The organism is Acinetobacter legionensis, assembly GCF_048551735.1.
GTDB lineage: Bacteria > Pseudomonadota > Gammaproteobacteria > Pseudomonadales > Moraxellaceae > Acinetobacter.
In genome coordinates this window covers 98,750-117,313 of record NZ_JBIMBV010000008.1, presented here as the reverse complement: position 1 = coordinate 117,313, position 18,564 = coordinate 98,750, and the positions used below count along the sequence as shown (strand labels likewise).

General features: G+C 38.7%; 12 protein-coding genes. 4 read left to right on the top strand and 8 right to left on the bottom strand.

The window, feature by feature from the left end; translation table 11 throughout:
* The first annotated feature begins 125 nt into the window (after positions 1 to 125).
* Positions 126 to 2,453 (top strand): TonB-dependent receptor, encoded by a 2,328-nt coding sequence (locus ACG9ZL_RS09240; protein ID WP_419359781.1) that lies wholly within the window; start codon positions 126 to 128, stop codon positions 2,451 to 2,453.
* Positions 2,454 to 2,678: 225 nt separating this feature from the next.
* On the opposite strand, the gene ACG9ZL_RS09235 is transcribed toward ACG9ZL_RS09240, so the two are convergent.
* Positions 2,679 to 3,062 (bottom strand): hypothetical protein, encoded by a 384-nt coding sequence (locus ACG9ZL_RS09235; RefSeq protein WP_336951924.1) that lies wholly within the window; start codon positions 3,060 to 3,062, stop codon positions 2,679 to 2,681.
* A 364-nt stretch (positions 3,063 to 3,426) separates the two neighbouring features.
* Between ACG9ZL_RS09235 and ACG9ZL_RS09230 the strand changes: the two genes are divergently transcribed.
* A complete protein-coding gene (locus ACG9ZL_RS09230) occupies positions 3,427 to 4,434 on the top strand; it encodes a T6SS immunity protein Tli4 family protein (RefSeq protein ID WP_336951923.1) in 1,008 nt (335 codons plus the stop codon).
* A gap of 2 nt (positions 4,435 to 4,436) precedes the next feature.
* Positions 4,437 to 6,344 (top strand): Tle4 family T6SS lipase effector, encoded by a 1,908-nt coding sequence (locus ACG9ZL_RS09225; protein ID WP_336951922.1) that lies wholly within the window; start codon positions 4,437 to 4,439, stop codon positions 6,342 to 6,344.
* A gap of 130 nt (positions 6,345 to 6,474) precedes the next feature.
* Here ACG9ZL_RS09225 and ACG9ZL_RS09220 read toward each other — a convergent pair whose 3' ends face one another.
* From ACG9ZL_RS09220 to betI, 6 genes are all read right to left on the bottom strand, one after another.
* Entirely contained in the window at positions 6,475 to 7,683 is a 1,209-nt protein-coding gene (locus ACG9ZL_RS09220) for an MFS transporter (protein ID WP_336951921.1), read from the bottom strand.
* A 190-nt stretch (positions 7,684 to 7,873) separates the two neighbouring features.
* Positions 7,874 to 8,461, bottom strand: coding sequence for a TetR/AcrR family transcriptional regulator (locus ACG9ZL_RS09215; protein WP_336951919.1), 588 nt, complete (start codon positions 8,459 to 8,461; stop codon positions 7,874 to 7,876).
* Positions 8,462 to 9,040: 579 nt separating this feature from the next.
* Positions 9,041 to 9,835, bottom strand: a complete 795-nt coding sequence (locus tag ACG9ZL_RS09210; RefSeq protein ID WP_419359780.1) for a TorF family putative porin — start codon at positions 9,833 to 9,835, stop codon at positions 9,041 to 9,043.
* Positions 9,836 to 9,902: 67 nt separating this feature from the next.
* Positions 9,903 to 11,597 carry a choline dehydrogenase gene (gene betA / locus ACG9ZL_RS09205; RefSeq protein WP_336951917.1) on the bottom strand — a complete coding sequence of 565 codons (1,695 nt, stop codon included), beginning with the start codon at positions 11,595 to 11,597 and terminating at the stop codon, positions 9,903 to 9,905.
* A gap of 89 nt (positions 11,598 to 11,686) precedes the next feature.
* On the bottom strand, positions 11,687 to 13,159 hold the full coding sequence (betB, locus tag ACG9ZL_RS09200) for a betaine-aldehyde dehydrogenase (RefSeq protein ID WP_336951916.1): 1,473 nt from the start codon (positions 13,157 to 13,159) through the stop codon (positions 11,687 to 11,689).
* Positions 13,152 to 13,775 carry a transcriptional regulator BetI gene (gene betI / locus ACG9ZL_RS09195; RefSeq protein ID WP_336951915.1) on the bottom strand — a complete coding sequence of 208 codons (624 nt, stop codon included), beginning with the start codon at positions 13,773 to 13,775 and terminating at the stop codon, positions 13,152 to 13,154. Before betI ends, betB begins: the two co-directional genes overlap by 8 nt.
* A gap of 263 nt (positions 13,776 to 14,038) precedes the next feature.
* Between betI and ACG9ZL_RS09190 the strand changes: the two genes are divergently transcribed.
* A complete protein-coding gene (locus ACG9ZL_RS09190; RefSeq protein ID WP_336951914.1) occupies positions 14,039 to 15,631 on the top strand; it encodes a BCCT family transporter in 1,593 nt (530 codons plus the stop codon).
* Positions 15,632 to 15,936: 305 nt separating this feature from the next.
* On the opposite strand, the gene ACG9ZL_RS09185 is transcribed toward ACG9ZL_RS09190, so the two are convergent.
* Positions 15,937 to 18,105, bottom strand: coding sequence for a TonB-dependent siderophore receptor (locus ACG9ZL_RS09185; RefSeq protein ID WP_336951912.1), 2,169 nt, complete (start codon positions 18,103 to 18,105; stop codon positions 15,937 to 15,939).
* Positions 18,106 to 18,564: the final 459 nt, after the last annotated feature.

Genomic DNA, 18,564 nt, shown 5'->3' with positions numbered 1-18,564 from the left:
CTATATTTCTTCATTTCCTATATAAATCGCTAGCTGGTCTAGCTGTATAAGCACTGATGATAATTGTTGTACATCTGTTTATGTAATGTTATAACATAACAATAAATTACAATTCGGAATCCATAATGCGTCATCATACTCTAGCAATCGCTATTTCTTTACCGGTCTTTCCTGCATATGCGATTGAAAATAAACAGCTGACTGTACTTCCTGTGATTCGAGTCAATGCCGAAAATGATCCATTTATCAATCAAAGTATTGTTGTAGAAAATAGAAATGCAGACAATAAAACTTTAGGTGATGCTTTAAAGCATCTTTCAGGGGTACAAAGTAGCGCTTTTGGTCCCAATTCAGGTGCGCCTGTGATTCGCAGTTTAAGTGGAAACCGAGTGCAGATTTTGGAAGATGGTCAGTCTATTTATGGAATGAATAGTATCAGCGGCAATATTAATATCCCTTTTGATCCTTTATTCACTCAATCTGTTACTGTCAATAAATCTTCAGACAGTGTACGTTATGGTGGCAACGCCATTGGCGGAAGTGTGAATATTGATTCTGGTCTAATCGATACAGCGATGCCGAATAAAAGTTCTCAATTAGAGCTGGTAGCGAAAAAGGGCTGGAATGATTTTGATGCCAAAGGTTTTAAGCTCAATCTCAATAACCAAAGTAATTTTTCCACCAATTTATTGTTTTCTAGCCAAGATATGTCAGCTTATAAAATTCCGGGAGAGGGTAAAGCGAGCGTATGTAATAGTGGCGTATTTCCAGCGACGGGTGGGGTAAATACAGCATTGGCAGATGCTTGCCAAAAAGAAGCACGCATTCAAAAAAATTATAACACTGCATCTCAGCCTTATATTAACCAGTTTATGACAGAAAACCCTGATTGGGCAGATGGTTCATTTTCCTTCTATACGGATCAACCAACTACTGAGATGCGTGGAAAAACCTATACCAATCCGATAAACCCTAAATATGTGCCCAATACCCAGCAATATACTGAAAACAAAATTAATAAAGATGTCACACCCAACTATAAAAAAAAGCTGGGCAATAGCTATTTAGACAATCAACACTTTGCGATTGGAAGCACTTATTTTCTTAACAATGGACGTATTGGGCTCAGTGCTGATTCAAAAAAAAGTGAATATGGGGTACCCGGATTTTCTCTTGAAAATAAATCTTTTCAATCTACCAGTGACAGCATACCAGTCGGGGTGAAAACAGATCAGCGAAGATATGCCTTAGACAGCGAGTTTAATTTTAGCCCGTTGTTATTGAAACAAATACAATTTGATGTGAGTAAGAGCGTTAATACATCAGGAGAATATTTAGGATCAAAAATGGCCAATAACTATAAATTTGATACCCAACAGGCTGAATTATTACTTATGCATAGACCTGTTGAATTTTGGAATGGTTTTATTGGCTTTAATCAGATTGATCGTAAAGTGGTAGGGCATGGAAATTTACGTTATTTACCGAATATCAATACGCAAACACAAGCCGTGTTTATCAAGGAAAAATTAGACTTTGATTGGCTAGAACTCGATGCTGGTTATCGTAACGAAAAGGTTGAACATAAAATTCAAAAAAGTGATTTTGTACCATCCAGAAACTCACCGAATACAAAACTCACCGATACGAAATTTAATCTTGAAAGCTATAGTTTCGGTTCATTCTTAAAATATAATGATCTATTGGGTTTAAAGTTGCGTTATTCAGTATCAGATAGAGCACCTGAAATTAATGAACTTTATGCCAGCCATCCACATTATTCAATTATGTTACAAGAAGAAGGTAACCAAAAACTCAAAGAAGAACAGTCCAAAAATCTTGAGTTAACAGGTCTGTTCAATTATAAAAATTTTAATTTTGAAGCAACTGTATATAAGATGAAATATGACAAGTATTTGTATTTGACCCATTCAGGGGCACAAATGCGTAATCGTTTGCCACTCAAATATTGGACCCAGACAGATGCTGAAATTACTGGATTTGAAATTGATTTAAAACAAAAGTTTGAACTCAATCAGTATGGTAATCTTTTGATCTCTGCTTTTGCTGATTTGGTGAAAAATAAAAACTTGAATCCAAACAAAACCAGTTTAGCAAATGATGGAAATTACTTACCTAATATGCCAACGAACCGTTATGGGCTAAATCTTGAATGGAATAAAAATGATTGGTTAGCACGCTTATCCAATATTTACTATGATCAAGCTCAGTATTTAGGCAAAAATGTGTCTAAAGAAATTCCATTGCCGTCTTATAACTTGCTGGATCTACAAATTCAGAAACACTTCAAATTACAAAATGCCAATTTTGATGTTTTCCTCAATGGATCTAATTTGTTAAATGAAGATGCACGACCACAGAACTCGCCATTAAAATACATTGCACCTCTTCCTGGGCGTGGGGTACAGCTGGGTATAAGTATGAAAATTTAATCGCTTAACTTTTGTTGGCTAAATTTTATATGCGAGATCTTAACTTAAGATTTATTATCGGGGGCAATAAGTTGCTGTTGTCTAGAAGACTTCAAGCAACATGTTGGCCCCTTTATTTTGATAGATTGAGAGTAACAAATTGATGTGATTAAATTAAAAAATAGCTGTTAAAAATAGTCTATTCGATTCAATCATTACAGCTTGATTTATTACAGCGTGAATTGTTTAACATGCGATTGCTGCTTCACGTTCAAAAATAGATTCAACACTTTCAAATACCAAATGACAAGTTTGGTTTTGATATTGTCGCGCATAGCTGTTTACTGCATTTTCAAGCACTTGTAAAAAATCATTATAATTCTGTTCAAAGTCTAATAAGTCGAGTAAATCTGATTTTTTGCTGTTATGGCAGTTATATTTTTGAATAAAATCAAGCATTATTTTTTGAATAGGGGCGTGAGTAAAATAAATTAAATAAGTCGCTGCCGAACCACAATGCAAACAACCTTGTTCAAGATAAATTTCTTCACTGTTTAACCAGCAACATTGTAAGGTAAAAAATGCTCGAATCGCTTCAGTCGCTAGAGTAGGCTGTTCCAAAGTGTTCACCAATCTTTAGATAATGAAATTGATAATCATTATCAATTATATTTTGCAAAAAGTCTATTTGATAATCATTAAATTTCTTAAATGGTGTGCTGAAAGCTATATTGTGAAATTTAAAAAGCTTTTATAAGAAAAAATCGATTTAACAAAGACTGCAACTACAGAGTCCAAATATGCCAATTATTTTTAATAGCTTAATAATTAAATGATATTTATTGTTTTTTTGAGATTATTTACATTTTGTGTTAAGTTTTGCTTATTAATTTTAGGCTATAAGAATAAATAAATGTTGAACAATATTTTTACTTTCTTCAATAGCTAAGAATACTTATACATCTGATAACGCTTATCTAAAAAGGAAATATTAATGAATAAACTATTTTCTTCTTTATTACTCACCACTTGCATGATCACGACAAGTTGCGCATTTGCACAATCAGCAATAAAAAATACTGGAAATAATATGATCAATTTAGAAAAAACTAAAACTTATTGTATTGGGCGTTATGTGGTGGATATTCCTGCTGAGGCTAATCCATTAGAACGTTATGATAAATATGATTCTTTTACTATTAAGGTTCAAACTAAAGCAACACGTCAAGATTTTGATGAAGCAGTTCAAAAAGTGAGAAAAGAATATTCTGAAGACGGTTGGTTTATCACTGATGATCCTCAAGAACAAAAAATTGATAGTCGAGTCACTAAAATTATCAAAGGTAAGACATCAAAACATAAAGGCGATCCTTTAGATGTCTTTGGCTTTGTACTTGATAAAAATACTTTATATTTAATTGAAGGAGGACATAGTGACTCCCCTGAAAGAACCAAGAGAAGTAACGAGGCGATTCATAATTTAGTGAAAAACTTACGCTATCGTAATGAACATGAGATTCCTAAGGAAGCAGGACAATGTATTTACCAAGGCTTTATCAAAGATCAAACCAAACAGTACCGCTATAGTATCCAAAAGCTTGGTTTTAGATTTAAGGACTATCCAACAGTGGTGTTACGTTTTGAGGCAGAAACAAATGATGAATATGTCTTGCCAATGATTCCACGGATAGAAAAAAAGTTTAAAGAGGTCGGGCAAAGCCAGCGTCAAATTGATAAAGGCAATATTCGTAAAGGTGAAAAAAATACTGGGCATTTAACGGGACAAGAATGGATTTCAGTAGAAAAAATGAAAGGAAAAAATGGCATTAGTGCCTTATGGGAACATACAGGCAGTGCCAATAATAACCAAGATCCATTGATTAGTTTTGAGGTAGATACGGCACGTTCTTCACCTCTTACACAGAGCAGTAGCCTAGAACAATATGATGCCTTAAAACTATATGAATCGATTCTAAAAACCATCCGTAAATTCGGAGAATAATAATGTCAAATAATGTCCATCGTCATGAAGCCTATGAAATACTTTACGAATCTGGAAGTGTGTCTTATGTTTCATATACCACACCAGAGAGTGTTAATTCCGAGTGTGTAATTCCTGCACCTGTCAAATATGTCGTGCCGATTATTTTTATTCCAGGGATTATGGGGTCAAATATTAAAGATACCGCTGATGATAAAGAGGTTTGGTATCCCCGAATATCACTGTCTACAATTATTGAATACAGTAAACGAGATGCACGAGAACGACAGATTGCCCTGAACCCAGCAACAACTCAGGTTGGGTACGATGGCGATGTAAAAATAAGTAAAAAAGCAATTCCACATATGACCAAAGACTTGGCTTTGGCACGCGGTTGGGGTTCAGTGATTACCATGGGTTATGCAAATTTACTGATTTATTTGGAGAGTAATTTAAATCAACCCTTCAAGAAATTAAAAGATCAAGAGAAGGATAAGTTTAATGGTACAGCTGAATGGGAAAAAATTGTCCAACCCGGCAATGCAGATACGGAAAAAATACTTAAAAATTGGTCGTCGCAAAAAACTGTTGAATTATTAGGTCTAGAACAGCATGAGGAATTGGCAGATTATGCTTTTCCAGTGTTTGCCTGTGGCTATAACTGGTTACAAAGTAATATGAAGTCAGCAGATCATGTTGCAGACCGACTGAATAATCAAGTTATGGCGCAAGTTAAAAAAGAATTTCCTACAGCAAAATTTAAAAAATTTATTATCGTTAGCCACTCTATGGGGGGCTTAGTGACTCGCGCCCTGATCCAAAATGCTAAGGTTAAAGATAAGATTGCTGGTGTGATACATGGTGCGATGCCTGCCAGTGGTGCGCCAGCAGTATATCAACGCCTCACTGTAGGCTGGGATGGTTGGAAAGCCTCAACAGGACTTTTCAAAAGTGCTGTAGCTTGGGCAACCAAATTTATGTTTGGGAATACTTCTGAACGTCTCACCGCAACATTGGCAAATGCGCCCGGTGGCTTAGAGTTATTGCCTTTTTCAAATTATTCCAATGTTGGGGATTTTCCCAAAAATTCTCAAGCATGGTTGGTCATTAAAGCGAAAACGCCTACAGGTGAAATGACTGCCACATTGCCAAAAAGCAATGATCCTTATAATGATCTCTATAAAAGAAAAGACTGTTGGTGGGCGATGATCAATCCTGATTTTATCGATCCTGCTGGATTGGTTGCAAAAACGGTAGATAAAGAAGGATATGATAGTATTTTTGATGTTTATAGTAAGAATATAAATATAGTCAAAAAATTGCATGATCATATAAAAGATACCTATCATGCCAATACTTATGCAAGCTATGGTGCTGACGAAGGGTTTAAAGCATTTGGTCAAGTGGTGTGGCGTTGTAAAGAAGAGTTAAATATTAGCAGTGAAAATGAACTAATTGAATTAATGAACTTATATGGCAAGAAAAATTTAATTGAACTTCCAGATATAAAAGATCGAAGTGATATAAAAGAAGACGATGTAAAACATGTTCAGGAAGATGATGCTGAATTAAGTATAAAAGGTTCGAAAATCCATAATTTACTAGACAATGCCTATAAAAAAGATGGCATAAGGGAAGTCTTGCTAGATGAAAAGTCCAAAATTTCTAAAACCAATAAAGCCACATTTTATTTAGATATTAAGCCAACTTCAAAGGGAGACGGAACGGTTTGTTATCAGTCTGGACAGGATGTGCGTGCTGATGGTCGTAGTCCAATTGAAACATTTATTATCAATGGTTATGAACATGCAAGTAGTTATGATAATGCGCATGTTCAATTAAATACCATCTACTGTATCGCAAATATTGTTGACATTATGAAGCAAGCTTCAGCAGCAGAAGTGTGTAAAAGTGAAATAAACAGACCATAAGCTAACTTTAGTAAACCAAACCATAGCTGTTGTTTAAGAAATTGATCAAACAGCACAGTCAACGATGATGGCGCTGTTTAATCCAATAGATTTTGTCATAAGAACATGCAGTTAAATGACGGTTTTAAACTTATTTGCTGTTTAAACGATGCCCTGATTTAAAACCATTTTCACTTGCTAAAAATACAATACATAACCCCAATAATGATAAGGCGATGATACAAACAAAAAATGAGTCTATTCCTACATTTTGCAGTAGGATGCCGCCAAAAATACCGCCCCCTGCAACAGCAAGATTGAACACTGTCACCAGCATTGATTGGGCAATATCTACATTTTCACCTGCAACATCTGCCAGCGCAGTTTGTAGTAGGGTTGGTGCACCACCAAAAGTCATTCCCCAAAGTACGATACCTAGCATCGCAAGCCAGATGTGATGACCGCTCAAGCCCATCAAAAGAGCAGCGATTGCAAAACCTGTTAAACTGATCAGGATTAATTTGCGTAATGATCTATCTATCCAAATCGCTGTAATCCAAATGCCGAATATTGAAGAAAGACCAAAAATAAGCAGGATAAGATCAATATGCTCACTCAGCTGGACAGCTGATAAATAAGGAGAAATAAAGGTATAAAGTATGTTATGTGCCAAAATCCAAACAAAAATAACTGTCAAAATTGCGCCTATACCAGGGTGAACCAAGACTTTGAGGATAGACTGTTGCTTACTCGGGGGTTGTCCAGCCAAATGAGGAAGGCTTACTTTAATCCAGATGATTAGGATTAAGGCAAGCCCTGAAATCATCCAGAAAACCCCACGCCAGCCAAACAGATTGCCCAACCAAATGGCTAAAGGCACACCCATACATAATGCGATGGGTTGACCAACCCCAACGATTGCCATCGCTCTGCCTTGTAGATGGGCAGGAACCAGATTTCGAGCATAACCAGCCAAGATACCCCAGATAATTCCAGCAGACATTCCGGCAATAAATCGTGAAATCAGGATGACGATATAGCTAGAAGATAGCGCTGTTAGACTATTGAAGATAAACAAGCCGGCGATTGCCAATAATAATAAAGGTTTTCTTGACCAACTTCGTGTTGCAGCAACCACAGGGATCGCCGCAATGACCGATCCTAAGGCATAAACTGAAATCATTTGCCCTGCTAAAGCTTGAGAAACTTCTAAGTCATGACTGATTAATGCCAATAAGCCAGCTGGTATGATTTCCGTCATAATGGTAATAAAACCTGCAACCGTAAAGGCCAATAATTTCCAAATTGGTAAGCTTGACGCAGATCGATTCAGCTCTGGTCTGTTGTTGAGCTGATTCATGCGTTATACCTCTGTGTATGATTGACAGAAAGATCATCTCGGTTAAGGAATATAGGCATCACAAAATATTGAAGATAAATATCCATACTAAACACCATGTTGTCATTATAACGGAACGATCGTTCCATTTTAGGGTAAATAAAATCCTCAGCATTGCAAATTGGACAGTCTGCTAAGGGGTAACTCGAAATTAATACAAGATATTCAATGCTACTTCAGCAACATTCTCTAGATATTGCTGACGATTTTCTGGGCTACAGCCTTTGCTTAAAACGCGAATGCCTTGAATGGTATTCACAAAAAAAAGAGCTAAAGCTTGTGGCGAACTATGTAGGATGATTTCACCAGATTGCTTTCCTCTGATTATGAGCTGTTCTAGTGCAAGTTGTAATCGTTCAAAATTATACGTGACAGATTCAGCTGTCTTTTGATCATGTCCTGCTAACTCCAAACAGGCATTGGCCATTAGGCAGCCCCGTTGTTGCGGATCGTTTAATTCATCTTCAATGATACGAGATAGTAATTGTTGGATGATACTTTTGACTGATCCATCACTGGATAATAAGTCGATATTTGATTTACTAATCAGGCGTTGATAGCGAGATAAGGCTTGTTGGTATAGCTGCTCTTTATTGTTAAAGGAACTATATAAACTGCTGCGTGAAAGTCCAGTTTCCTCAACCAAATCTTGAATGGATGTCGCTGCAAACCCTTTACGCCAGAAAACTTGCATAACGGCATTTTCAACTTCTTCTGGATCAAACGCTTTAGTGCGCATAATGTTAATTCATACTGGAACAATCGTTCCTGATACTTTATACAAACAATCAATGGCTGTCTAATGATAATTCAACAGTATGGGGAGATTTGAGTTTGCTTTATTGAATTAAGCCAAGATATAAGTCAACCTGTCAAAAAAGCTCAGACATAATAATATAATTTTTTTTAATGAATATTTTTAATTAAATCAATTGCATGAGAAAATAAATTATTTAATTATAAAAAGCTTGCAATGCCACACCTTACATTCAAAGTTTAAATAGCTTTGCGTAGGCGATGCCTCACTTTCGTAAGAGGTGCCAAACCTTGCGCTTCAAACAAAGCAGTGCTTTGTTTTTGCTCATGTTGGGCGAGGGGTAGGATCACCATCTATAATTCAAAAGTAAAAAAATGAATTGATAACCAACAGTTTCTAAAAGCACATACAAAAACATAAGTTCATTTCTGATCAATGACTTGATAGAAATCACTTGTATGAATAATTAGGGGGGTGACTATAGACATTAAAAAACCACGCTCTTGGAGGGCATAGTTTTTGGTTAATCTATAACAGGTTACTAAATATCTAAACTTTAGCTTAAAACTTTTTAGTGAGTGAAAAAGTGAGGGTGGAATCAATTGGATTTGAAACATTGGCATTGGGATTGCCATTGCTGTATTTTTGATAATATCCGTTTTTGTCCCATGCTTTGCTATAACTTAAACTGGAAGATAAGCCATAAGGTAGCACTTTATTAATGGCAAAACTGGCATCTTGAAAGCTTGCGGCAGAAAAGTTTTTTATACGTTGATTGCCATAATGCATATTCACCGACCAGCCTTGAGCGATGGGTTGTAACCAATTTACATCTAAATAGCCTGAACCTCGAGAGTGCTTATTGGAACCAATTGCTAAAGTGTCAGAATTATTGCCAAAATAATCTTGGGTATAGGTGATTGCATATTTAACACTCAGCGGACCATAGCTGATTTCTGGAATAATTTCACCATAATCAAAACGGGTATGACCTGTTTCAGCAGTGGTTTTTGCCCCAGGATAGTAGTAATAAGCGACTTTAGTAGCCAGATTTAACTGACCGAAACTACGGCTATAACCAGTATAGACATCCCATTCAACATTGGCATCACGGATGAAGTCATCACTCACAGTAGAAGCCCAAGTTCCTGCATAAAAACCATTGGGATGTGCATAATCAAATCCGCCTTGTATAGCAGGGTTGCCCCAGGTCTGTTGAAAACCACGTGAGATATATTGGCTGGCCACTGTCAAATTTGCACTATAAGGAGATGGTGTTTCTACACCTGATTCATTGGCATGTATGGTTTGAAAAAATAGACTCAAAGGGATGGTCAATAATAATTTTTTTCTCATTTTATTCGTCCTTGCAAGATGCGACACACTCAGTCAAAACTCAGGTGTCGCTAAAATATGAATACTTTTACACGATCGGACGTAAAGGTGCTTTGCGCACGGGTGCAGTGCCAGCTTTGTAATAACCCGCTTCAGAACGTGGCAATTTTTGACCACGAATTTGATCTGCGATTTTTTCAGCGATCATGATCGTTGTGGCATTTAAATTTCCAGTAATGATCAGTGGCATTATCGAAGCATCAACAACCCGCAAGCCTTGTAGACCGTGTACACGACCTTGACCGTCAACCACTGCCATTTCGTCTTCACCCATCTTGCAACTACATGAAGGATGGTATGCCGTTTCAGCATGGTTGCGCACGAAGTCATCCAGTTCCGCATCAGTTTGCACCTGTTTTCCAGGACTGATTTCCTCGCCACGATATGCATCCAGTGCAGGCTGTTGCATGATTTCACGTGTGATACGAATGGCATCACGGAATTCACGCCAGTCTTGCTCAGTCGACATATAGTTGAACAGGATGCTTGGATGCTCAAAAGGATCTTTTGATTTCAGCTTAATTCTACCACGTGAAGGTGAGCGCATAGAACCGACATGGGCTTGGAAGCCATGTTCTTTGACGGGATTACTGCCGTTATAGTTAATCGCAACAGGTAAGAAGTGATATTGAATATTTGGCCAGTCAAATTCATCTGAGCTGCGGATAAAACCACCTGCTTCAAACTGATTACTTGCGCCAATACCAGTCCCATTAAATAACCATTCAGCGCCAATCGCAGGCTGGTTAAACCATTTTAAAGCGGGGTAGAGTGAAACAGGTTGCTTACATTTGTATTGTAAGTACATTTCCAAATGGTCTTGTAAGTTTTCACCGACACCCGGTAAATCATGTACCACGTCGATGTCCATCGATTTAAGGAAATTACTTTCGCCAACACCCGAACGTTGTAAAATTTGTGGGGATGCAATCGCGCCTGCACAAAGCAAGACTTCACGGTTTGCGCGTGCTTGTGTGAGATTGGCTTGATCTGCACCAATAATATATTCCACACCAATGGCATGTTTTTGATTAAATAAAATTTTATTGGTGGTGGCATGGGTCACGATAGTTAAATTAGGGCGACCCTTTGCCATGTCTAAATAACCACGCGCAGTACTAGAGCGACGGCCTTTTGGTGTCACAGTACGATCCATTGGACCGAAACCTTCTTGTTGATAACCATTCAAGTCATCTGTACGTGGATAGCCTGCTTGTACACCTGCTTCAACCATGGCATGGAACAAGACATTATTGCCATTTTTAGGGGTTGCCACAGATACAGGGCCATCGCCACCGTGGTAGTCATTGCCACCAATATCGCGGGTTTCAGCTTTTTTATAATACGGTAAGCAGTCTGCATAGCTCCAGTCTTCTAGCCCTTTGAGCGTCGACCAGTGATCTAAGTCCATCGCATTACCGCGGATATAACACATCCCGTTAATCAATGATGAACCACCTAAACCTTTACCACGGCCACATTCCATACGGCGATTATTCATATGTGGTTCAGGATCAGTGAGATATGCCCAGTTGTAACGGCGTCCTTGTAGTGGATAAGCCAACGCTGCTGGCATTTGAGTACGGAAATCTAAACGGTAGTCTGGGCCACCTGCTTCCAAGAGTAAAACTGTAATGTCTTTGTCTTCAGTTAAACGTGTTGCGAGCACATTTCCGGCAGATCCTGCGCCGATGATAATGTAGTCATATGCTAGAGTATTCATAATTATCCTTTTTGTATTTTTAAAAGTGCCAATGCAATCAGGTGATGACATGGCACATAGGATTGATATACGGAGAAAGCCTGAGTGCATTAAAAAATGCTTTGATACTCACCTAACTCAACTTGAACTGACTTGATACGGGTGTAATGTCCAAGTGTGGTTAAACCATTTTCACGGCCGACACCTGATTGTTTATAGCCACCCACTGGCATTTCAGCAGGGGATTCGCCCCAAGTGTTGATCCAGCAAATACCTGCTTCGATTTGATGAATAATACGATGTGCTTTGGTGATGTCTTGTGTGACAACACCTGCCGCTAAACCAAAAGTGGTGTCATTGGCACGACGAATGACTTCTTCTTCAGTTTCATAACTGAGAATGCTCATGACAGGGCCAAAGATTTCTTCTTCAACGATGCGCATATCATCTTGGCAGTCACTGAAAACTGTCGGCAACACATAAGCACCTTGCGCCAATTCAGCTTCTGTCGCACGACCACCGCCAATCAACAGTTTGGCACCTTGTTGTTTACCTGACTCAATGAACGACAAGACTTTTTCCATATGTGGGAAGCTGGTGAGTGGACCAAAGTTGGTTTGCTCAGCCATTGGATCACCAATACGGATCCGTTTTACCCGTTCTACAATAGCGGCTTCAAAATCTGCCAACAGGGCTTTTGGAACAAAAACACGTGTACCATTGGTACATACTTGACCTGAACTAAAGAAGTTAGCCATCACCGCAATGTCTGCTGCTCGATTGAGGTCAGCATCATCACAAATAATTAAAGGGGATTTACCGCCGAGTTCCATGGTCACTTCTTTGAGTGTAGAGCCTGCGGCACTTGCCATAACTTTCTTGCCTGTTTCAACACCACCAGTGAAAGAAATTTTTTCAATAACAGGATGTTCAGTTAACCATTGTCCAATCTCACGGCCTGCACCTTGTACCACGTTAAATACGCCATCTGGTAGTCCCGCTTCAGTATAGATTTCAGCAAGTTTGAATACGCTCAGCGGTGTGGTTTCACTTGGTTTAAAGATCATGGCGTTCCCAGCAGCTAGAGCAGGGGCAGATTTCCATAATGCGATTTGAATTGGATAGTTCCAAGCACCGATTCCCGCGACAACACCAAGTGGTTCACGACGGGTATAGAAAAAGCTTGATTCACGAAGCGGAACTTGCTCTCCCTGAATTGCAGTCGCGAGACCTGCGTAATATTCGAGGACATCAGCACCTGTGACAATATCAACGGTCGATGTTTCGCTAAAGGCTTTACCTGTATCGAGGGTTTCTAAGCGAGCGAGTTCATCATTACGCTCACGTAAGATGTCGACAGCGCGACGTAAAATACGAGAACGTTCCATCGCTGTCATTGCGGCCCAAATTTTTTGACCTTGTTGTGCGCTTTGAACAGCCGCTTCGATGTCTTGTTGTGATGCTTGTTGAAGGGTTGCAATCACTTCACCATTGGCAGGGTTAATACTGGTAAAGGTCTTACCACTGGTCGCTGCTACATAGCGACCATGGATGTACAATTGATGAACTTGTGAATCACTCATTCTGTCTCTCCTGCAAAGGCTTTTCCGCAAATTGTAATTGCGTTTTTACATAATCGTAAGCAATGGAACGTGCCAGTTGGCTGTCAAATTCATCATGACTGCTTAGACTGCCACGTAACCATAATCCGTCAATCAATGCCGCTAAACCACGAGCGGCAATGCTTGCCTGTTCTTTGTCCAATAACTTGAGAAAGTGAAACTTCAAGTTTGAGTACAGGCGTTGATCATTAATTTGTTGCAAGCGCCCAAGTTCGGGTAGATGCATGCTTGCAGACCAAAAGTCTAACCAGATGCGCATGGCTTGTTTATTGACCTGACTAATATCAAAGTTAGAATCAATAATCGCTTTAAGTTGGCTTTCTGGATGCTCGTCTGCTTCAGTTTTATTTTGGTCGGTTTTGCGACGTAAAACATTCAACATTTCTTGCATGCAGGTATTTATTAATCCCTGTTTATCACCAAAATAGTGACTCACAATACCTGTGGATAGCTCGGCTTTCTTTGCGATTTGTGCAATGGTCATATTGGATAAACCCACTTCATAAATCACATCAAATGCGGCGTTAATAATTTCTTCACGTCGCACATGCTCTGGTTTGACTCTACGTTTTGTCATGTATATCCACTTAAAGTGCTGAAAAGGCACTTTTTATTTAACATTACTCAATGTAGAACATCTTAGCATTTTTTTATAATACTTTTTATTGATTGAACGTTCAATCAATAAAAAGTATAATCTACAAAAATCAATAATTTTTTGATGAGTAATAAGAAATGTAAGTGTATACATCAACATTCTGATCCATCAGAATGTTCAGTAAAAAGAGTACATATCCTATTATTTTTTAAGAAAATACACCAATTGCAAGGAGCAATAGCATGGTGTCAAATAGCCATAAAGGATATTCATCCGAACGGATTCGGTTAAATTTATTTGTGTTTGGAAGTTCTGCAATCAGTATCGGTATTTTTGGTCTATTGTTTGTTTTATTTCCAAAAAAAAGTCAGTTTTGGCTAACCTATGTACAAGAGCAGGCCAATCAACTCTTTGGTTGGTATTACATGCTGGTGATTGTGGCATGTCTAGGTTTTGTTGGATGGTTGGCTTTTTCTCGTGCTGGACAACTTCCACTTGGAAAAGATGGCGATAAACCTGAGTTTGGTTACTTGGCTTGGGTATCTATGCTGTTTTCCGCAGGTATCGGTATTGCCTTACTGTATTATGGTGTTGCTGAACCTGTCGATCATTTTTTAAGACCACCTGAAGGCGAGGGTGGCACAATCCAAGCTGCCAGAGATGCCATGATGTATAGCTTCTTACATTGGGGTATACATGGCTGGGTGCTCTATGCCTTGTTAGGTGTCACTTTGGGCTATTTTGCTTTTCGCTTAGATTTACCCCTAGCTTTACGTTCTGCACTTTATCCAATTTTTGGCGATCGGATCTATGGTTTGATCGGTGACTTCGTAGATGGTTTTGGGATTTTAGCCACGGTGATATCTTTGGTCACCAATCTAGGTATAGGTGCTTTGGTATTGGTTTCGGGCATCAGTTATTTAGTCCCAGCCATTCCAGACAACAATGTTACTCTGATCGCAGTGGTATTGGTGATGATGTCTGTTGCGACCATCACCACAGTGGTGGGGATTGAAAAAGGACTGGCTTGGCTTTCACGGATTAACTTACGTTTACTCTATGGCTTATTGTTATTTGTATTCTTAACAGGCCCAACCAATCATTTGCTCAATGGTTTGGTACAGAACGTGGGTGACTATCTCAACCATTTTGTCGCGAAAAGTTTTGATGTGTATTTATACAATTCACAAGCGAAAGGCTGGCTCGGTTCTTGGACGGTGTTTTATTGGGCTTGGTGGATTGCTTGGGCACCTTTCGTTGGGATGTTTATTGCGCGTATTTCAAAAGGGCGCACCATTCGTGAAGTAGTCTTGGGTGTGTGTCTAATCCCTTTAGGCTTTACTTTGGCTTGGATTTCCATTTTCGGTAATACTGCAATTGAATTAATTTTGAATCAAAAACAAAAAGTTTTGGGCGATATGGTTCTCACCGATCCAGCTTTATCTTTGTTTAAGTTACTAGAATATTTACCTTTTAATCCTTATGTGGCTGGGATTGTTGTGGTGATATGTTTTGTGCTGTTTTTGACTCCAGTGGGTTCTGGCACGCTGATGATTGCAAATCTGTCTACAAAAGGCGGAAGTAATGAAAGTGATTCACCGATTTGGTTGCGAATTTTCTGGTCGGTGGTGATTACTATTGTCAGTATTGGTTTATTGTTAGCAGGTAGTTTCCATTCGATGCAAAGTGCTGTGGTATTATGTGGGTTACCATTCTCGGTGATTATTTTGCTTTATATGTTTGGTTTAACCAAAGCAATTAATCAGGACTTAGCTGATCAAGCCCCCAAAAAAGTCATCAACAAACCCATTGAATCCTCAGATCGGAACAAATAAAAATCAGAAATACTATAGTTTTATGATTCTTCTTTGTGCTTGGTTTAGCTTTGCCTTTTCCTCCACTAGACAGTGAAAAGGCATAGCTAAAGATAGGGCTTGAGTTTTAAAAAATTCAATGCTCAAAATAAATAATAAAATCCGCAGATCAACCGGGTGATTTAAGACCAAATTAGGTTGATGTTAGCGTAGGATGAAATGAGATCAGTGATTTTGGAACAATAGTAAAAGCTGACTGAATAGTTGAAACTTCCCCATGCAGTATGATGTTTGTCTATTACCTAGAGGAAGTCAGTTAAACCTGATTAAAACTTATATTTAAGTCCTAAATTATAATTACGACCTTCGCCCCATGTATACGTGCTATACCAGCTAAAAATCGTATAATATTTTTCATCTAGAAGATTGTTTACATTAAAAGAAACAGATAGTTGATCATTTACTTCATAGTTTGCCATTGCATCAAATAACCAATAATCAGACACCACATGTTTAACAGGATCTTTATACAGTGGATTGGTGACATCGCCCCAAGTCTTATCTTGCCAACGTGCACCACCACCAACAGTTAAACCATCCACCCATTGATTGAGCTTATAGCTGGTATAAAGGCTAAATTCATTTTCAGGAGTCAAAGTGCTCTGTTTTATCCCATCTTGTTTAGAGATTTTATGATTAAAGCCAGCATGTAAATTCCAACCAGGACGAATTTCACCAGTAACTTCGAGTTCAGCCCCTTTGGTTTTGACACCTTGGAGCGCTTCAGATGCGACACCACCAGATGGTGTAAGAACGTTTGGAATCTCTTTCGCAAAATTGTCTTGTTTGAGTTGGTAATATGCCAAACTTGCATTTAAGCGACCATCAAAAAATTCACCTTTGATTCCAGCTTCGTAGTTTTCTCCCTCAAGCGGATCAAGTGTTTTACCGTTTGGATTTTGTGCAGATTGAGGTTTAAATATGGTGCTGTAGCTTGCATAAACTGAGTATTGGTCATTTAAATCATAAACCGCACCGACATAAGGTATAAAGATACCTGACTCTTTAGTCTCTTCTGACTTATAGTTTGCAATACGTCCACCCAAAATGACTTTTAAATCATCATGTAAATTCAAACGTGAGGTGAGATAAAATCCATTCTGCTTGGTGGTTTCATTGTTTGACCAATGATTACCTTTTTGCCAATCAGGCTCCGCAACGTTCCCATTCCATTGATAATATTGATCTACACTGGTTTTATAACCAGTTGGTGCACTATAACCATTATTTTTCCAAGTGCTCTCAGAAATGCTTGCGCCTACAACCAGCTCGTGTTCACGGCCAAAAAGTTGAAATGGACCTGTTGCATAGATGTCTGCAGCATCACTTTTGGTTTCGCCCTTATAGTTTCCAGCCCACATTGAAACACCAGTTCCCGTCGATGGATTTGGATGACCACCTGCCGCTGCGCCTAATTGTGCATCATAGCCATTGATTTGATGATTTAACTGGATTTTTGCGACCCAATCATTATCAAACTTATGCTCTAAAGTTGAGAAAATAGTTCGAGTATATTGTTCCCAATTACTCCAATTTGCACCATTGTTAAAGCCACGCGACATTTTATTAAATTGACCCGCTGAATTATAAATTGGGATACCGCCCCACGTTGAGCCCTTAGGTTTATTGTCTTGATAATCTGCGCCTATAGTCAGTAGGGTATTCTCAGTTAAATCTGCTTCTAATATGCCGTAGAACACAGGAGTCTTGCGTTCATAGCGATCTAATTGAGATTCTTTGTCTTGATACGCAGCAACGCCACGTCCACGAATACTGCCCGTTTGGTTAAGTGGACCGCTTAAATCAATTTGGCCGCGGTAGTTATTCCATGTGCCTAGACCCAGAGAAACATTCCCTTGAAAATCTTTGGTTGGTTTTTTACGAATCAAGTTAATCGTTGCACCAGGATCACCCACCCCAGTTAAAAGCCCCGTTGCTCCTTTTAAAACTTCGATACGATCATAAATCGCCATATCACTTAGGGTATTTCCTGCTGAGTAGGCCGAATCACGATTCATCGGGATCCCATCGTACTGGAAGTTTTGTATTGCAAAACCACGGGAGTAATATTCTGTCCGTTCACTGTCATAGGTCACCACACTAACACCCGGGGTATGCCGCATAACATCATCGATAGAGTTGAGATTAAAATCATCCATTTCTTGGCGAGTAATCACACTAATCGTTTGTGGGGTTTCTTTGGGTTTTAAAACCAAACGCGTTGCTGTGGCAATTGAACCCGGAGTATAGACACCACTGTTTTCTGTAATTTCACCCAATTGGTTTGCTGTAAACTTGAGCGTTGGCAATGCAAGAGGTTCTGCATTATTTTGAGTTATCTCTTCAGTAGCATGCAAAAGGGTAGAAGCAACTACAGAAGTGAGACCTAACATGATCATTTGAATCATTTTTGACAGGTATTTTTTGTCTGCCATTTGTATTCTTGTTGATGACATCGAAAGCGGCCTTATAAGATGTGAGGAGTATGCTTATAATGTCGTTTGAGATTTAAAAAAGGATCAAATAAATTTATCCCTGTCATTTTGAGATTGCATGGGCCTATCTGTGAACGAGGGAAGATTGATTTTAAGCTTTGCACATGGCTAGAGAAAAATAAGCTTGGCAATCATGTTTTCAGCAATTACATCACCATGTTTTCGCCGTTGTTATAATTAGCCATCATGTAAAAATGTTGTAGTGGATTCGCTTTGGATCTTTAAGCAGACCATGATGTAAAGATATGCAACACAGGCTGTGCAATGAATAATATAAAGACTTGGATCGTAAGATCCAAGTCGAGTGCTGTTAATTGTGTTGGGTCATCATTGAGCTAGGACATAATAACGCCAGAGTATCAACCTCAAAGATTGATTTACATTCCAAATACTCCCTCT

Bases quoted from the DNA above. Each gene is read 5' to 3' on its own strand.
- ACG9ZL_RS09225 (WP_336951922.1), top strand. From the start codon at position 4,437: ATGTCAAATAATGTCCATCGTCATGAAGCCTATGAAATACTTTACGAA.
- ACG9ZL_RS09190 (WP_336951914.1), top strand. From the start codon at position 14,039: ATGGTGTCAAATAGCCATAAAGGATATTCATCCGAACGGATTCGGTTA.
- ACG9ZL_RS09215 (WP_336951919.1), bottom strand. From the start codon at position 8,461: ATGCGCACTAAAGCGTTTGATCCAGAAGAAGTTGAAAATGCCGTTATG.
- ACG9ZL_RS09220 (WP_336951921.1), bottom strand. From the start codon at position 7,683: ATGAATCAGCTCAACAACAGACCAGAGCTGAATCGATCTGCGTCAAGC.
- betI (WP_336951915.1), bottom strand. From the start codon at position 13,775: ATGACAAAACGTAGAGTCAAACCAGAGCATGTGCGACGTGAAGAAATT.
- ACG9ZL_RS09240 (WP_419359781.1), top strand. From the start codon at position 126: ATGCGTCATCATACTCTAGCAATCGCTATTTCTTTACCGGTCTTTCCT.
- ACG9ZL_RS09230 (WP_336951923.1), top strand. From the start codon at position 3,427: ATGAATAAACTATTTTCTTCTTTATTACTCACCACTTGCATGATCACG.
- betA (WP_336951917.1), bottom strand. From the start codon at position 11,597: ATGAATACTCTAGCATATGACTACATTATCATCGGCGCAGGATCTGCC.
- betB (WP_336951916.1), bottom strand. From the start codon at position 13,159: ATGAGTGATTCACAAGTTCATCAATTGTACATCCATGGTCGCTATGTA.
- ACG9ZL_RS09210 (WP_419359780.1), bottom strand. From the start codon at position 9,835: ATGAGAAAAAAATTATTATTGACCATCCCTTTGAGTCTATTTTTTCAA.
- ACG9ZL_RS09185 (WP_336951912.1), bottom strand. From the start codon at position 18,105: ATGGCAGACAAAAAATACCTGTCAAAAATGATTCAAATGATCATGTTA.